This is a genomic window from Pseudomonas sp. ICMP 561 (genome assembly GCF_002699985.1).
Taxonomy (GTDB): domain Bacteria; phylum Pseudomonadota; class Gammaproteobacteria; order Pseudomonadales; family Pseudomonadaceae; genus Aquipseudomonas; species Aquipseudomonas quasicaspiana.
The window spans coordinates 1-14,954 of sequence record NZ_LKBT01000011.1 but is presented as its reverse complement, the minus strand read 5'-3'; the positions used below and the strand labels follow the sequence as shown (position 1 = coordinate 14,954).

The window sequence follows — 14,954 nt, the reverse complement described above, 5'->3', positions numbered from 1 at the left end:
ACATCTGCGAGTGCAGTGACGAGCTATCCTTGGAGTCGTACATGACGTTCGCCGGTTCGCAAAAGGGATGGTCGTTTACAGGAGTATTGCTGGCGGCAGCGCTGGGGATTTTCGCACTGAGTGTGGCTTTCAAGCTGGTCCCGCATTACCTGGATAACAGGGAGATGAAGAAAATCATTAATGCGGTCGACAGCAACCCTGCTCTGGAAATCACTACGATCAGCGATTTTTACAGCTATGTCGGGAAGAATATGCAGGTCAACAGTATTCGGGATGTGGATTTGAACAAGGCGTTAAGCGTGACGGTAGTGAACAACAGGTTCGTTGCCCATTTGAAATATGAACAACGTGAACCATTGATCCGCAACATTGATCTGGTGGTCATGTTCGACGACACCATCAGCGTGGGTAAACCGTGAGCGTTTCCTTGAGTCGCCTGGAGCGTCAGCTCGGCTATACCTTCAAGGATCAGGAACTGATGGTCCTGGCCCTGACTCACCGTAGCTTCGCCGGTCGCAATAATGAGCGTCTGGAGTTCCTCGGTGATGCCATTCTGAACTTCGTTGCGGGTGAAGCGCTGTTTGACCGCTTCCCGCAGGCACGTGAAGGCCAGTTGTCGCGTCTGCGAGCGCGTCTGGTGAAAGGCGAAACCCTGGCCTTGCTGGCCCGCGGTTTTGATCTGGGTGAGTACCTGCGCCTCGGGTCTGGCGAATTGAAGAGCGGCGGCTTCCGTCGTGAGTCGATTCTGGCCGACGCCCTTGAGGCGCTGATTGGTGCGATTTATCTGGATGCAGGCATGGAGATGGCTCGCGAACGCGTGCTGGCCTGGCTGACCACGGAGTTCGACAGCCTGACGCTGGTCGACACCAACAAAGATCCAAAAACCCGATTGCAGGAGTTTCTGCAGTCGCGTGCCTGTGAGCTGCCGCGTTACGAAGTGGTGGATATCCAGGGCGAACCGCATTGCCGGACATTTTTTGTCGAATGCGAGATCACCTTATTGAATGAAAAAAGCCGGGGTCAGGGTGTCAGCCGTCGTATTGCCGAACAGGTAGCAGCGGCCGCAGCACTCATTGCCCTTGGCGTGGAGAACGGCCATGACTGATTCAACCGCAACACGCTGTGGCTACGTTGCCATCGTCGGCCGCCCGAACGTGGGCAAATCTACGCTGCTCAACCACATTCTTGGTCAGAAGCTGGCGATTACCTCGCGCAAGCCGCAGACCACTCGCCACAACATGCTGGGCATCAAGACCGAAGGCGCTGTGCAGGCTATCTACGTCGATACACCGGGCATGCACAAGAATGGCGAGAAGGCGCTCAATCGCTACATGAACAAGACGGCCTCGGCTGCGTTGAAAGACGTTGATGTTGTCATCTTCGTGGTTGACCGTACCCGCTGGACCGACGAAGACCAGATGGTTCTCGAACGCGTGCAGTATGTTCAGGGCCCACTGATCCTGGCGATCAACAAGACCGACCGGATCGAAGACAAGGCTGAGCTGATGCCGCATCTGGAGTGGCTGCAAGGCCAGCTGCCGAATGCGTCCATCGTGCCGATTTCCGCGCAACACGGGCACAATCTTGACGCGCTGGAAAGTTTGATTGCTTCGCACCTGCCGGAAAACGATCACTTCTTCCCGGAAGACCAGATCACCGACCGCAGCAGCCGCTTCCTCGCCGCCGAGCTGGTCCGTGAGAAGATCATGCGCCAGTTGGGTGCCGAGCTGCCTTACCAGATCACCGTGGAAATCGAAGAATTCAAGCAGCAGGGCAAAACCCTGCATATCCATGCCTTGATTCTTGTTGAGCGTGACGGCCAGAAGAAAATCATCATTGGCGACAAGGGCGATCGCATCAAGCGTATCGGCACTGAAGCGCGCCGCGACATGGAGTTGCTGTTCGACTCCAAGGTCATGCTCAATCTTTGGGTCAAAGTCAAAGGCGGCTGGTCCGATGACGAACGCGCCCTGCGTTCGCTTGGCTACGGCGACCTGTAAATCCTGATCTGTCCGGTACTGCCCGTGCGGCGGTACCGGATTGCCTGAACGCCTTCGCTTCTCTCGAGCCGCCCTGAAATGATCAGCGTGCCAGTCGGCCAACCTGCTTACGTGTTGCACAGCCGGGCGTACCGTGAAAACAGCGCGCTGGTGGACTTCCTCACGCCTCAAGGTCGCTTGCGTGCAGTGCTGCGCAGTGCGCGCGGCAAGGCGGGGACATTGGCGCGGCCGTTTGTCCCGCTGGAAGTGGAATTCCGTGGCCGTGGCGAGCTGAAAAATGTCGGGCGTATGGAAAGCTCCGGCGTCGCCAGCTGGATGGTGGGTGATGCATTGTTCAGCGGGCTTTACCTCAACGAACTGCTGATCCGCCTGTTGCCTGCCGAAGACCCCCATCCCGCCGTGTTCGATCACTACGCCGCAACGTTGCAAGCCCTGGCAGAGGGGCGACCGCTGGAGCCATTGCTGCGCTCCTTCGAATGGCGTCTGCTGGATGATCTGGGCTACGGCTTCGCGCTGGATGTCGACATCAATGGCGAACCACTGGATGCCATGGGCATGTATCGGCTGCAAGTGGATGCGGGGCTTGAACAGGTGTATCTGTTACAGCCAGGATTGTTCAATGGCACCGAGTTGCTGGCTATGGCGCAAGCCGACTGGAGTGCTCCGGGTGCTTTGTCCGCTGCCAAGCGACTGATGCGTCAGGCGCTGGCTGTACATCTGGGCGGCCGCCCATTGGTCAGTCGCGAACTGTTTCGCAAGCCGTAACCAGGCTTTATGCTCACCGACCTGTTTCGATCATATTTCAGGAGACACCCGTGACTCACAGCACTCGCATCCTTCTTGGCGTAAACATCGACCATGTTGCCACCTTGCGTCAGGCCCGCGGTACGCGTTACCCGGATCCGGTCAAGGCCGCGCTGGACGCTGAAGAGGCGGGTGCAGATGGCATCACCGTGCATTTGCGTGAAGACCGTCGTCACATTCAGGAGCGCGACGTTCTGCTGCTCAAGGATGTGTTGCAGACCCGCATGAACTTCGAAATGGGCGTTACCGATGAGATGCTCGCATTTGCCGAGCGTATCCGTCCGGCTCACGTTTGCCTTGTACCGGAAACACGTCAGGAGCTTACCACTGAGGGCGGTCTGGACGTTGCAGGGCAAGAAGCCCGGATCAAGGCGGCGGTTGAGCGTTTGAGCAGGATTGGCTGTGAAGTGTCGCTGTTTATCGATGCCGATGAGCAACAGATTGCCGCTTCCAGGCGTGTAGGCGCTCCGGCTATCGAGTTACATACTGGCCGCTATGCAGATGCTCAAACGCCTACTGAAGTCGCTGAAGAGCTGCAGCGGATTGCTGATGGCGTGGCTTTTGGCTGGAGCGAAGGCTTGATCGTCAATGCCGGTCACGGCCTGCATTACCACAACGTTGAAGCCGTGGCGGCGATCAAGGGCATCAACGAACTTAACATCGGCCACGCATTGGTGGCCCATGCGCTGTTCGTGGGTTTCAAGGCTGCTGTGGCAGAGATGAAAGCGTTGATTGTTACGGCGGCTTATAAAGGTTAACCCTATCTGTAGGAGTGAGCTTGCTCGCGATCCGGTATCAGCCGAAATGTGATTTGACTAATCTGAAGCTATCGCGAGCAAGCTCACTCCTACAGGTTTAGTGATGTAGAGATCTAAGGCTTACGCCCCACAATCACCGCGCGCATCGGCGCTGGCAGGCCTTCCACGGTTTTGCTGTGATCGTCCGGGTCAAGGAAGTCGCTCAGCGACTGGTAGCGCATCCACTCCGTACCGCGTTGTTCCTCAACAGTGGTCACGCTGACATCCACGCAACGCACATCCACGAAGCCTGCGCGGCGTAGCCACAATTCGAGGGCGGGCACAGAAGGCAGGAACCACACGTTTCGCATCTGTGAGTAGCGATCTTCCGGGACAAGCACCTGATGCACGTCGCCTTCCACCACCATGGTTTCGAGCACCAGTTCGCCACCTTTGACCAGACAATCCTTGAGCGCCAGCAAGTGATCAATGGGCGACTTGCGGTGATACAACACGCCCATGGAAAACACTGTGTCGAAGCCTTCCAGACGCGGGGGCAGGTCCTCCAGGGCAAACGGCAGATGCCACGCCGGTAAGTCGGGCAGGTATTTCTGCATGGCCTGGAACTGACAGAAAAACAGCCAGTTCGGATCGACACCGATCACGCTGTCAGCCCCGGCACCCAGCATGCGCCATTGGTAGTAGCCGTTGCCACAACCCACATCCAGCACGCGCTTGCCCTTGAGGTTCAGGTGCGGCGAGACACGCGACCACTTCCAGTCTGAACGCCACTCGGTATCAATGTGCACGCCGAATACATCGAACGGGCCTTTGCGCCAGGGAGATAGCCCCATCAAAGCTGTACGGGTTTGTGTCCGGGTCTCATCGTCACAATCGACGTCGAGGGTAAAGCTGTCCTTGAGTTCGACACGCGACGGTACTAAGTCCGGCAGCGCATTGAGGGCACCTTGCCAGCGCTCCAGGTCGCCATGACCCTTGGCCATTTTCGTGTCGAGTTGAGCCTGCAGGCCGTTGGCCCATTCAGCCAGAGGAGTGCCCGCCAGACGGCGGACCAGTGGGGCAAGATCAATCATGGCAGGGCAATCAACGAGGCAAAGTTAAGGCACTGGAACCACGGCACCACCTTGGAAAAGCCCGCGTCGAGCAGGCGTTGGCGGTGTTCTTCGAGGCTGTCGGGTTTCATCACGTTTTCGATCGCGCTGCGCTTCTGGGCGATTTCCAGCTCGCTGTAGCCGTTGGCACGCTTGAACGCGATGTGCAGGTCGGTGAGCAACGCATGTTCCTGCTCATCATTGAAACGCAGCTTTTCGGACAGAATCAGCGCGCCGCCGGGGATAAGTGCCTGACGAATACGGCTCAGCAAAGCCAGGCGCTGCTCGGGGGCGATGAATTGCAGAGTGAAATTGAGTGCGACCACTGAAGCAGGCTGAAACTCAAGGGCCAGAATGTCGCCATCAATCACTTGTACCGGCAGCAACTCCTGAAACATCGAGTCCTGCGCATTCAGGTATTCCCGGCAGCGCTCGACCATGGCGGCCGAGTTATCCACTGCGATCACTTTGCACCCTTCGACCCGCACATGGCGGCGCAAGGCTTGCGTGACAGCGCCGAGTGAACTGCCCAGGTCATACAGCACGCTGTTGGGTTGGGCGAATTGCGCGGAGAGCACGCCAAGGTTTTCGACAATCGTCGGATAGCCGGGCACCGAACGCTTGATCATGTCCGGGAAGACCCGCACCACGTCTTCGTTGAAGGCGAAGTCCGGCACCTGGGCAAGGGGCTGGGCGAAAATGCGGTCGGGTTCTTTGCTCACGGTGGTTCCGGCGGGGGCTGAAAAGTGCGGCATTTTAGCCAAATCCGCGCCTCGGCTGAAACCTCATCTCATCGAACGACAGCAAAACCTCTTCAGTTGACGGTAATGGTGCAGTCGAAGGTCTGTTCCGGTGGTATTTCCGGGGCCCAGGGCTGTTGATAAATCATCAGCAGGCGACCGGTTCCGGCAGTCGACGCCTGATAGCGCCACACCGATTGGCCAGCGCTACCGACCATGTTCTTGTCACCTGAGTTGTTATAAACCTCAGGGCCGAGACTGCGCAGAATTGACGACGCAGCGTCCTGGATCTGCCAGCGATAACCGGTGGTGGGCGAGCTGGGCAAACTCAGTATCAACGTCTGGCCCGTTTTGAGGGGCAGTGGGCAGTCGCTTTGATCTTCGAGGGTGACGATATGTTTGGGTTGCTGCGCACAGGCAGTGAGCAGCGACAGGCTTAGCAGGGCTAGCAGACGGGCAGTGGGCATGGTGGCTCCGGTCTTCAAACGAGACCGGAGCATAACCGATGAATTATGGGTGTGGGAGAGAGTTAGCTTGTTGGCGAGAGGGTTTGACGCGGTGGGACAGGTCTGACGCCTCGCGAACAAGTTCGCTCCTACCGGGTAGTGACGTGTCCGGTAGGAGGTAACTTGTTGCCGAGAGTTGACGCGGTGGTTCAGGTCTGACGCCTCGCGAACAAGTTCGCTCCTACCGGTTAGTGACGTGTCCGGTAGGAGGTAACTTGTTGCCGAGAGGTTTGACGCGGTGGTTCAGTTCTGACGCCTCGCGAACAAGTTCGCTCCTACCGGTTAGTGACGTGTCCGGTAGGAGGTAACTTGTTGCCGAGAGTTGACGCGGTGGTTCAGGTCTGACGCCTCGCGAACAAGTTCGCTCCTACCGGGTAGTGACGTGTCCGGTAGGAGGTAACTTGTTGCCGAGAGTTGACGCGGTGGGACAGGTCTGACGCCTCGCGAACAAGTTCGCTCCTACCGGTTAGTGACGTGTCCGGTAGGAGGTAACTTGTTGCCGAGAGGGTTTGACGCGGTGGGACAGGTCTGACGCCTCGCGAACAAGTTCGCTCCTACCGGGTAGTGACGTGTCCGGTAGAAGGTAACTTGTTGCCGAGAGGTTTGACGCGGTGTGACAGGTTTGACGCCTCGCGAACAAGTTCGCTCCTACCGGTTAGTGACGTGTCCGGTAGGAGGTAACTCGTTGCCGAGAGGTTTGACGCGGTGGGACAGGTCTGACGCCTCGCGAACAAGTTCGCTCCTACCGGGTAGTGACGTGTCCGGTAGGAGGTAACTTGTTGCCGAGAGGTTTGACGCGCTGTTTCAGGTCTGACGCCTCGCGAACAAGTTCGCTTCTACCGGGTATTGACGTGTCCGGTAGGAGGTAACTTGTTGCCGAGAGGTTTGACGCGGTGGGACAGGTTTGACGCCTCGCGAACAAGTTGGGTCCTACCGGGTAGCGCGGTGTCAGGGTCAGAACAACACCTTTGCCACATCCGCAAAGCGCTTGGCGAAGTGCACGGTAATCCCTTCCTTCAGATAGTCCGGCAGCTCCTCGAAGTTGCCGCGGTTAGGCTCGGGCAGGATCAGTTCGTTGATCTTCTGTCGGCGGGCCGCGATGACTTTCTCTCGCACGCCGCCAATCGGTAGTACATGCCCGGTCAGCGTCAGTTCGCCCGTCATTGCCACGCCTTTCTTCGGCGCCTGGTTGCGAGCCAGAGACAGCAAGGCACTGGCCATGGTCACCCCGGCGCTCGGGCCGTCTTTTGGCGTCGCACCTTCGGGAACGTGCAGATGCACGAACGCTTCGTCAAAGAAAGTCGGATCGCCGCCAAATTGCTTGAGGTTCGAACTGACGTAGCTGTAAGCGATTTCTGCCGACTCTTTCATCACCTCACCCAATTGCCCCGTGAGTTTGAAACCACGATTGAGGGTGTGAATCCGCGTTGCTTCGATCGGCAGGGTCGCGCCGCCCATGCTGGTCCAGGCCAGACCGGTGATAACGCCGGTACCCGCCAGTACTTGCTCGTTACGAAAGACCGGCATGCCCAGCGAGGCTTCCAGATCTTTTGGGCCAACCTTGATCGTCGACTTGGGCGCGTCGATCAATTTCACCACTGCCTTGCGCACGACTTTGCTCAGTTGTTTTTCCAACTGCCGCACACCCGCTTCCCGCGCATAACCTTCAATGATCGAACGCAGAGCCGTGTCGCTGATGCTCAGGCTGCCCTTGGACACCCCAGCCTTTTCCAGTTGCTTGGGCCACAGGTGACGCTTGGCAATCGCCATCTTTTCTTCGGTGATGTAACCCGACAGGCGAATCACTTCCATCCGGTCCAGCAGAGGGCCGGGGATCGAGTCCAGGGTGTTGGCAGTGCAGACGAACAGCACTTTCGACAGGTCCAGACGCAGATCCAGGTAGTGATCGAGGAATTCAACGTTCTGTTCGGGATCGAGGGTTTCCAGCAACGCTGACGCCGGGTCGCCCTGGAAGCTCTGGCCCATCTTGTCGATTTCATCGAGCATGATGACCGGGTTCATCACCTCCATATCCTTGAGCGCCTGCACCAGCTTGCCGGGTTGAGCGCCAATGTAGGTGCGGCGATGGCCCTTGATCTCGGCCTCGTCGCGCATGCCGCCGACACTGAAGCGATAGAAAGGTCGGCCTAGCGATTCAGCAATCGAACGTCCGACACTGGTCTTGCCGACGCCCGGCGGGCCCACCAGCAACACGATCGAACCACTGATCTCGCCTTTGTAGGCACCGACCGCAAGGAATTCGAGGATCCGGGTCTTGATGTCGTCCAGACCCGCGTGGTGTTGGTCCAGCACTTTGCGGGCGTGCTTGAGGTCCAGTTTGTCTTTACCGAAGACACCCCACGGCACCGAGCTGGCCCAGTCCAGATAGTTACGGGTGACCGCATATTCCGGAGAGCCGGTTTCCAGCACTTTGAGTTTGTTGATTTCTTCATCGATGCGTTTGCGGGCCTGCGCGGGCAAGGTTTTGCCTTCCAGACGGGCCTCGAACTGCTCGATGTCCGCACTACGGTCGTCTTTGCTCAGGCCCAGCTCCTGCTGGATGACCTTGAGCTGCTCCTTGAGGAAGAACTCGCGCTGGTGTTCACCGATCTTGCGGTTCACCTCCGCGGAGATTTCCTTTTGCAGACGTGCGACTTCGACTTCCTTGCGCAGCATGGGCAAGACTTTTTCCATGCGTTTGAGCATCGGAACGCAGTCGAGGACCTGCTGCAACTCGACACCGGTCGCTGAAGTCAGCGCAGCGGCGAAGTCAGTCAGCGGCGACGGATCGTTGGGGCTGAAGCGGTTGAGGTAGTTTTTCAGCTCTTCGCTGTAAAGCGGATTGAGCGGCAGCAGCTCCTTGATGGCGTTGATCAAGGCCATGCCATAGGCCTTGACCTCGTCGGTTGGCTCATTGGGCTGATGCGGATATTCGACCTCCACCAGATACGGCGGACGATGATGCTTTAACCAGGTCTTGATCCGAACCCGGCTCAGGCCCTGGGCGACAAATTGCAGTTTGCCGTTTTCACGGCTGGCGTGATGCACCTTGACCAGCGTGCCGTACTCCGGCAAAGCCCCGGTATTGAAGTGCCGTGGATCTTCCGGCGGTGTGTCCATGAAGAAAAGCGCCAGCGAGTGGTGATCAGACTTGCTGACCAGCTCCAGGGTCTCAGCCCAGGGCTCTTCGTTGACTATCACCGGCAATACTTGAGCCGGGAAGAAGGGGCGGTTGTGAATCGGGATGATATAGACCTTGTCCGGCAGGTTCTGCCCTGGCAATGCGAGCGAGGTGCTGGTGGAGCTCAGTGTCACTTCGGGCTCGGCTTCTACGTCGTCTGACAAATCTTGTGAGTCTGCTTGCTGGTCGCTCATGGGGCACCTGCACAATTGAACATGGTGCTTAGATGGGGCAGTCGCGCTCAGGTTTCAATGGCTTCTGTCGATAGCCTATTGAGAGGAAGGAAAAACAAGCCATTCAGGGCACAGTAACAACCTTTCGTCGATTACTGAGCGGTGATGGCTAAATGCCTCTTCTCGGCGCGTGATCTTCTGTCTGACCGCAGCTACGCTGCGAACAAGACCCTTCGTTGCCAAGGCTGGCGTGGTTTTATCCGGCTTTGCCGATGTGGATTGAGCTTATGAATAAATTTGCTTCGCTGTTCGTTTTGGTCGGCTGTTGGGCGTTCGCAGTGGCTGCTCCGGCGGCCACGCTGACTGCTCGCGTCGTCGATCAAGAGGGCAAGCCCCTGCCAAACGCTGTCCTGACCCTGCAAGGGCCGCCGGGCAAAACTGCCGTCGTACTCAAGGCGAACATGGACCAGCGTGATCAGGAGTTTGCGCCGCGGGTATTGGCCGTGCACAGCAACACTGAAGTCAAATTCCCCAACAGCGACAACATTCGCCATCAGGTTTATTCATTTTCTCCGGCCAAGCGCTTTGAACTGCGCCTTTACAGCGGCACGCCTTCCGATCCGCTGCTGTTCGACAAGCCGGGCGTAGTTGTGCTGGGCTGCAACATTCATGACTGGATGGTGGGCTACATCTATGTCACCGATGAGCCCTGGTTCGCGGTCAGTGATGCCAATGGTGTAGTGAAATTCGAGGATATGTCGGCCGGGCATTATTCGGCGACCTTGTGGCACCCCAAGACCATTGATATGCAGCCGACCAGTGGCGGCGACTTTGAGGTGCCTGCCGCGGGACTGAGCAAGGACTTCAGGCTGAAAGTGGAGCCAGGAGAAGACGAGAAATCCTCGGCACCTGCCGCTGACACGTTCGGCGATGCTTTTCATAAAGCTGCCCACCAATGAACCTGCGCACCAGCTTTCAGGCCCGAATAGCCTGCGTGCTTATTGCGTTACTGCTGGTTGTGGTGGTCGCAGTGTTTCTCGCCGTCAAGGCTGCAACCGGGGACGCGGTCAGATCCCAGGCGCAGACCCAGCTGGAGGTGGGTGCTCGTGTGTTCGCCGACGTCATGGACATGCGTGGCAAGCGGCTGCGTGACGGCGTGCAACTGGTTTCGGCCGACTTCGGCTTTCGTGATGCGGTCGCCAGTTCTGATGCATTGACTATTCGCTCCGTGTTGCTCAACCACGGCAGTCGGATCAATGCCAACGACATGTTTCTGCTGGGCATGGACGGCACCGTCATAGCCAGCACCATGCCGGGCATTGTTGAGGGCAGCAAATTCCCGTTTGACCAGACCTTGCGCGATGCGCGTCGTAAGGGTCAGTCGACGGTGATAGTCCCGGGTGGCGGCGTGCCGCATCTGCTGGTCGAAAGCACCGTCCTTGCACCACTGCCGATCGGCCGAGTGGTCATGGGTTTCAGCATGGACGCCGAGCTTGCCCAGTCTCTGCGCTCGCTCAGCGGCCTGGAAGTTTCGTTCCTTACTGTCGAGAACGGTAAGCCCGGACGCTTGATCAGCACGCAACCGGCAGAGCTGGATGATAGCCTGATAGCGCTGATGCTCAATCCTGCTGAAGATCATATGCACACCACCGAGCATGGTGGCCTGAGTTTCCTCAGTCAGACGATGGTGCTGGACAGTATCGACGGGAGTCAGGAGCAAGTGTTCGCGCTGCTGCAAAGCCCGATGGATAAAGCCATGTTGGCGTTCGCGCCTCTGGACGAAAAAATCTTCTGGATTTCGATCGTCGCGCTGCTGGCTTCGTTGATCGGCACGCTGGGCCTGGCGCGCAGTGTTTCACAACCGGTTCAGGTGTTGGCCGAGGCTGCCAGACGTATTGGCGAGGGCGATTACAAAACACCCGTCACACTGGCCCGCAGCGATGAGTTGGGTCAGTTGGCCTCTGCCATCAATACGATGCAGCAAGGCATTGCCGTTCGCGAAGATCAACTGGCACACAACGCACTGCATGATCCGCTGACCGGCTTACCCAATCGCGCACTTGCCATGGAGCGCCTGAGCAGTTCCATCACGGCTCAGCGCTCCATGACCTTGTTGTATTTGAGTATCGATAACTATCTGGCGATCAGCGATTCGTGTGGCTCAGCAGGTGTCGACCAATTGATGCAACAGATCGGCAAGCGCTTGCAGGATATCTTGCAGCCTGGTGACACGCTTGCGCGGCTGACGGCCAATGAGTTTCTGGTGTTGCTCGACCACACTGGTAGTGACGGTGCGGTGGGGCGGGCCGATCAACTGCAACGCATGTTGGGTCAACCTCAACAGGTGGACAGCAATGACGTGACGCTGGAATGCAGTATCGGCATTGCCAGCTATCCCGAGCAGGGCGATTCTTCTGAAGAACTGCTTAAACGCGCCGCGATCGCACGTCAGGATGCCGTGAATCTGCCAGGCCGTTTGCAGGTCTATCAGGACGGTCGCGATCTTGCTCACCAGCGTCAGATCAGCCTGATTCGTGACCTTCGGCATGCCGCGAAAAAAGGTGAGCTGCTGCTGCATTACCAGCCCAAGCTGGATATTCGGCAAGGGACGGTGCATCAGGCTGAAGCCCTGTTGCGCTGGACACATCCGCAGTTCGGTAATGTCTCACCTGCCGAGTTCATCGTGCTGGCCGAGCGCACGGGTAGCATTCAGTTGCTGACCAACTGGGTCATCGAAGAGTGCATGCGCCAGTTGGCAGAATGGAGCAGGCGAGGCCTGCACTTGCAGGTGTCGGTCAATATCTCTGCCGATGACCTGCACGGTGACCAACTCGTGGACCGAGTCGTGAAACTGCTCAAGTTATACGGCGTGCCAGCGGAACAACTCATTTTCGAAATCACCGAAAGCGCCATCATGCGCGAGCCTGCGCAGGCACTGATCGTACTTAACCGCTTGCGCGATCTTGGCATCAGCCTGTCGGTGGATGACTTCGGTACAGGCTATTCGTCACTGGCACATCTCAAGCGTATGCCGGTGCAGGAGTTGAAAATTGACCAATCGTTCATTCGCAACCTGGATGAAACCAGCGAGGACGCGGTGATCGTGCGTTCTACCATTGAGATGAGCCACAACCTGGGGCTAAAGGTGGTCGCGGAGGGCGTCGAGTACGAACACAGTCTCAAGTTACTGGAGCGTTGGCACTGCGACACGGCTCAGGGCTATCTAATCAGCCGTCCGTTGCCCGCCGTCGCCTTCGAAGCCTGGATGGCCAAGTCCCTGTTTTCACCCGGCCTGGTGGTTAATTGAGTTATGACCCACAAATTTTTGATCGTTCTGGGGTGCGCGTTGTGCGCTGTTACGCAATGTGTGGCTGCTGACAATGGTCGTTTAATCGCCACGGGTGGGGCGTCGAGCATTGAGGGCGCCGCTGGCGGCGGGATTATTCCGTGGGCCGTGCTGACCGGCTATGGCGAGCAGGGCGAGTGGGGTTCCAGCGTTTTTGCAACCCATGTCGACCTGCCGGACTACACCCTGGATGTAGCTGGCATGTCGGTCGCTTACGGCAATCGCGTCGAACTGTCCTACGCTCACCAGCGCTTTGACCTGGGCACGTTGCAGAAGGATCTGAGCTTGCCTGAAGATAACGTGACTCAGGACATCTTCGGCCTGAAAGTGCGCCTGTTCGGCGACCTGATCTACGACACCCTGCCGCAGGTCTCCCTCGGGATTGAATACAAACACCAGAATGATTTCCTGATCCCCAGCCTCATCGGCGCCAAACGCGATGCGGATGTCGAAGGCTACCTGACTGCCAGTCGCCTGTTCATGGGGGCTGCGTTCGGCTACAACCTGGTGGTCAACGGTGGCGTACGTTACAGCCGCGCCAATGAAACTGGTCTGCTGGGTTTCGGCGGTGATCGTCGCGATTCGCGTAGCGTGCTCAAGGAAGGTTCGGTCGCCGTGTTGCTCAACCCGCGCTGGGCTGTTGGTGTGGAATATCGTGAGAAACCGGACAACCTGTCGTTCGCCGGTGAGAGTGATTGGGCTGATCTGTTCGTGGGCTATTTCCCCAACAAACATCTCTCCGTGGTGCTTGCTTACGCGAAGCTGGGAGAAATCGCGACGCTGGAAAACCAGAACGGGGCTTATCTGTCCATTCAGGGGAGTTTCTGAATATGCGTCTGCTGAGTTTGTTTTTGGTTATTTTGCTGGTCGGTTGTGCCCAACAACCGCCTAAAGACGACAGCCTCTATCAAGGCCTTGGAAAGCGCGCCGGGATTCAGCGAATTGTTGAGGGCTTGCTCATCACGTCGGTAAAAGATGAGCGTATCGGCGAGCACTTCAAGAAAATCGATATCGTGCGTCTGCGCGACAAGCTGGTTGAGCAGTTGTGTGTCGAAGCGGGTGGCCCGTGTAAGTACACGGGTGACACCATGGCTGAAGCCCATAAGGGCCAGAAGCTGACGCGCAGTGATTTCAATGCCCTGGTTGAAAACCTGATCAAGGCCATGGATGCCGAAGGTATTTCGGTACCAAACCAGAATCGTTTGATCGCCCGGCTGGCACCGATGCGCGGGGAAGTGATCGAGAAGTAGTGGCCCCGCTTCGACCAGGGCTACACAACCCGTAGGACCGGCTTTAGCCGGGAGGGCGTCAGAACATTCGCAGGATATCTTTCGGCAGAAATACCGCTCTCCCGGCTAAAGCCGGTCCTATAAGCCGGTCCTATGTATGGACTCGCCCCTACTTTCAACCCGCTTTTTGAACACTGCTACCCGGTTGCATCTATGTATAAGGCCTATTCGAGGAAGCATCGTTAGCTTCTGGCCAACATTGGGTGAGCTCGCGGTATGCCAATTACGATAAGGCCTCAAAAGGGCCAGTAGGACCGTCGGTCTGACCAAGGGTCAATGTTCTTAAGCAGCGGTTGAGGTGACCCAGCACCCCGGTGGCAGAACTCTGTTTATCAATGATTCATCGTCGCCTCTTGGCAACCCGCTGGCTGGCGACGATAGGTCTGATCGTTTTGCAGCAGCACCCAGACGATTCGCAGGTTTCGGTTGGCCAATCTGACGGCGGCTCCCTTTTGACCATGCTGGCTTAACCAGCGTCTCAAACGGCGATCATCCGGATGTTCCGAGTCAGGCCGCACCTGCCTCAACACAGCGTGCGCTCCCTGAATTGAAAGGCTGCGGATGTAGCCATCACCGCGTTTGCAAATTTTGCCCAGACGAACTTTTTGTCCGCTGCTGTTTTGCTCAGGAACCGTACCGAAGTAGGCTGCGAACATTCGTGCATTGGCGAAGCGCTCAGGCTCAGTCTGTTTGGCCAGCAAGGCCGTTTTTTGTCCGCTGCTGTTTTGCTCAGGAACCGTACCGAAGTAGGCTGCGAACATTCGTGCATTGGCGAAGCGCTCAGGCTCAGTCTGTTTGGCCAGCAAGGCCGTGGCGATGACGGGGCCGATGCCGCGTACCGTCATTAGACGCTTTGCTGTCTCGTCTTCGCGCGCGGCAGCTTCCAGACGCCCCGTCAGCACGTCGATGCGTTCACCCAGCTGACTCCATTCGCCCAGCAGTTCGTCGACCAGCTCGCGCAACATATCTGGCAAGGGCTGGGTTGCGTCTTCGAGTATGCGTGGGACATTTCGGCTTAGGGCCACCGCCCCTTGCGCCATGGCAATGCCTTGTTCCAGCAGCAACC

General features: G+C 57.6%; 14 protein-coding genes. 9 read left to right on the top strand and 5 right to left on the bottom strand.

All coding sequences use genetic code 11. The features are described 5' to 3' along the window. Positions 1 to 41: 41 nt before the first annotated feature. The 5 genes from AO242_RS09665 to pdxJ all read left to right on the top strand — a co-directional run bounded on the left by AO242_RS09665 (position 42) and on the right by pdxJ (position 3,562). Positions 42 to 419 (top strand): DUF4845 domain-containing protein, encoded by a 378-nt coding sequence (locus AO242_RS09665; protein ID WP_027899777.1) that lies wholly within the window; start codon positions 42 to 44, stop codon positions 417 to 419. Further along, positions 416 to 1,105, top strand: a complete 690-nt coding sequence (gene rnc / locus AO242_RS09660; protein WP_027899778.1) for a ribonuclease III — start codon at positions 416 to 418, stop codon at positions 1,103 to 1,105. Before AO242_RS09665 ends, rnc begins: the two co-directional genes overlap by 4 nt. Beyond that, entirely contained in the window at positions 1,098 to 2,000 is a 903-nt protein-coding gene (era, locus tag AO242_RS09655) for a GTPase Era (RefSeq protein ID WP_027899779.1), read from the top strand. The genes rnc and era overlap by 8 nt, the downstream gene beginning before the upstream one ends. A 78-nt stretch (positions 2,001 to 2,078) precedes the next feature. After that, complete coding sequence (gene recO / locus AO242_RS09650; protein WP_373562206.1) at positions 2,079 to 2,765, top strand: DNA repair protein RecO; 687 nt, start codon at positions 2,079 to 2,081, stop codon at positions 2,763 to 2,765. A gap of 50 nt (positions 2,766 to 2,815) precedes the next feature. After that, entirely contained in the window at positions 2,816 to 3,562 is a 747-nt protein-coding gene (gene pdxJ / locus AO242_RS09645) for a pyridoxine 5'-phosphate synthase (protein ID WP_099268532.1), read from the top strand. 113 nt (positions 3,563 to 3,675) lie between these two features. On the opposite strand, the gene cmoB is transcribed toward pdxJ, so the two are convergent. The 4 genes from cmoB to lon all read right to left on the bottom strand — a co-directional run bounded on the left by cmoB (position 3,676) and on the right by lon (position 9,274). Continuing rightward, positions 3,676 to 4,635 (bottom strand): tRNA 5-methoxyuridine(34)/uridine 5-oxyacetic acid(34) synthase CmoB, encoded by a 960-nt coding sequence (cmoB, locus tag AO242_RS09640; RefSeq protein ID WP_099268531.1) that lies wholly within the window; start codon positions 4,633 to 4,635, stop codon positions 3,676 to 3,678. Beyond that, positions 4,632 to 5,408, bottom strand: coding sequence for a carboxy-S-adenosyl-L-methionine synthase CmoA (gene cmoA / locus AO242_RS09635; protein WP_176560598.1), 777 nt, complete (start codon positions 5,406 to 5,408; stop codon positions 4,632 to 4,634). The genes cmoB and cmoA overlap by 4 nt, the downstream gene beginning before the upstream one ends. A 59-nt stretch (positions 5,409 to 5,467) precedes the next feature. Next, complete coding sequence (locus AO242_RS09630) at positions 5,468 to 5,860, bottom strand: protease inhibitor I42 family protein (protein ID WP_099268529.1); 393 nt, start codon at positions 5,858 to 5,860, stop codon at positions 5,468 to 5,470. Positions 5,861 to 6,853: 993 nt separating this feature from the next. Then, on the bottom strand, positions 6,854 to 9,274 hold the full coding sequence (gene lon, locus AO242_RS09625) for an endopeptidase La (protein WP_099268528.1): 2,421 nt from the start codon (positions 9,272 to 9,274) through the stop codon (positions 6,854 to 6,856). A 266-nt stretch (positions 9,275 to 9,540) separates the two neighbouring features. On the opposite strand from lon, the gene AO242_RS09620 reads away from it, so the two are divergent. The 4 genes from AO242_RS09620 to AO242_RS09605 are packed head-to-tail and all read left to right on the top strand — an operon-like array spanning position 9,541 to position 13,849. After that, positions 9,541 to 10,212, top strand: coding sequence for a hypothetical protein (locus tag AO242_RS09620; RefSeq protein ID WP_099268527.1), 672 nt, complete (start codon positions 9,541 to 9,543; stop codon positions 10,210 to 10,212). Further along, positions 10,209 to 12,560, top strand: coding sequence for a bifunctional diguanylate cyclase/phosphodiesterase (locus tag AO242_RS09615; RefSeq protein ID WP_099268526.1), 2,352 nt, complete (start codon positions 10,209 to 10,211; stop codon positions 12,558 to 12,560). Before AO242_RS09620 ends, AO242_RS09615 begins: the two co-directional genes overlap by 4 nt. Before the next feature lie 3 nt (positions 12,561 to 12,563). Next, positions 12,564 to 13,427 carry a DUF3034 family protein gene (locus AO242_RS09610; protein ID WP_099268525.1) on the top strand — a complete coding sequence of 288 codons (864 nt, stop codon included), beginning with the start codon at positions 12,564 to 12,566 and terminating at the stop codon, positions 13,425 to 13,427. A gap of 2 nt (positions 13,428 to 13,429) precedes the next feature. Then, entirely contained in the window at positions 13,430 to 13,849 is a 420-nt protein-coding gene (locus AO242_RS09605) for a group I truncated hemoglobin (protein WP_099268524.1), read from the top strand. Between the two features lie 371 nt (positions 13,850 to 14,220). On the opposite strand, the gene AO242_RS09600 is transcribed toward AO242_RS09605, so the two are convergent. Continuing rightward, the coding region (locus AO242_RS09600) for a transposase (RefSeq protein WP_141562199.1) at positions 14,221 to 14,954 on the bottom strand (734 nt) is incomplete at its 5' end.

Bases quoted from the DNA above. Each gene is read 5' to 3' on its own strand.
- AO242_RS09665 (WP_027899777.1), top strand. From the start codon at position 42: ATGACGTTCGCCGGTTCGCAAAAGGGATGGTCGTTTACAGGAGTATTG.
- era (WP_027899779.1), top strand. From the start codon at position 1,098: ATGACTGATTCAACCGCAACACGCTGTGGCTACGTTGCCATCGTCGGC.
- recO (WP_373562206.1), top strand. From the start codon at position 2,079: ATGATCAGCGTGCCAGTCGGCCAACCTGCTTACGTGTTGCACAGCCGG.
- cmoB (WP_099268531.1), bottom strand. From the start codon at position 4,635: ATGATTGATCTTGCCCCACTGGTCCGCCGTCTGGCGGGCACTCCTCTG.
- cmoA (WP_176560598.1), bottom strand. From the start codon at position 5,408: ATGCCGCACTTTTCAGCCCCCGCCGGAACCACCGTGAGCAAAGAACCC.
- AO242_RS09630 (WP_099268529.1), bottom strand. From the start codon at position 5,860: ATGCCCACTGCCCGTCTGCTAGCCCTGCTAAGCCTGTCGCTGCTCACT.
- lon (WP_099268528.1), bottom strand. From the start codon at position 9,274: ATGAGCGACCAGCAAGCAGACTCACAAGATTTGTCAGACGACGTAGAA.
- AO242_RS09620 (WP_099268527.1), top strand. From the start codon at position 9,541: ATGAATAAATTTGCTTCGCTGTTCGTTTTGGTCGGCTGTTGGGCGTTC.
- AO242_RS09615 (WP_099268526.1), top strand. From the start codon at position 10,209: ATGAACCTGCGCACCAGCTTTCAGGCCCGAATAGCCTGCGTGCTTATT.
- AO242_RS09610 (WP_099268525.1), top strand. From the start codon at position 12,564: ATGACCCACAAATTTTTGATCGTTCTGGGGTGCGCGTTGTGCGCTGTT.
- AO242_RS09605 (WP_099268524.1), top strand. From the start codon at position 13,430: ATGCGTCTGCTGAGTTTGTTTTTGGTTATTTTGCTGGTCGGTTGTGCC.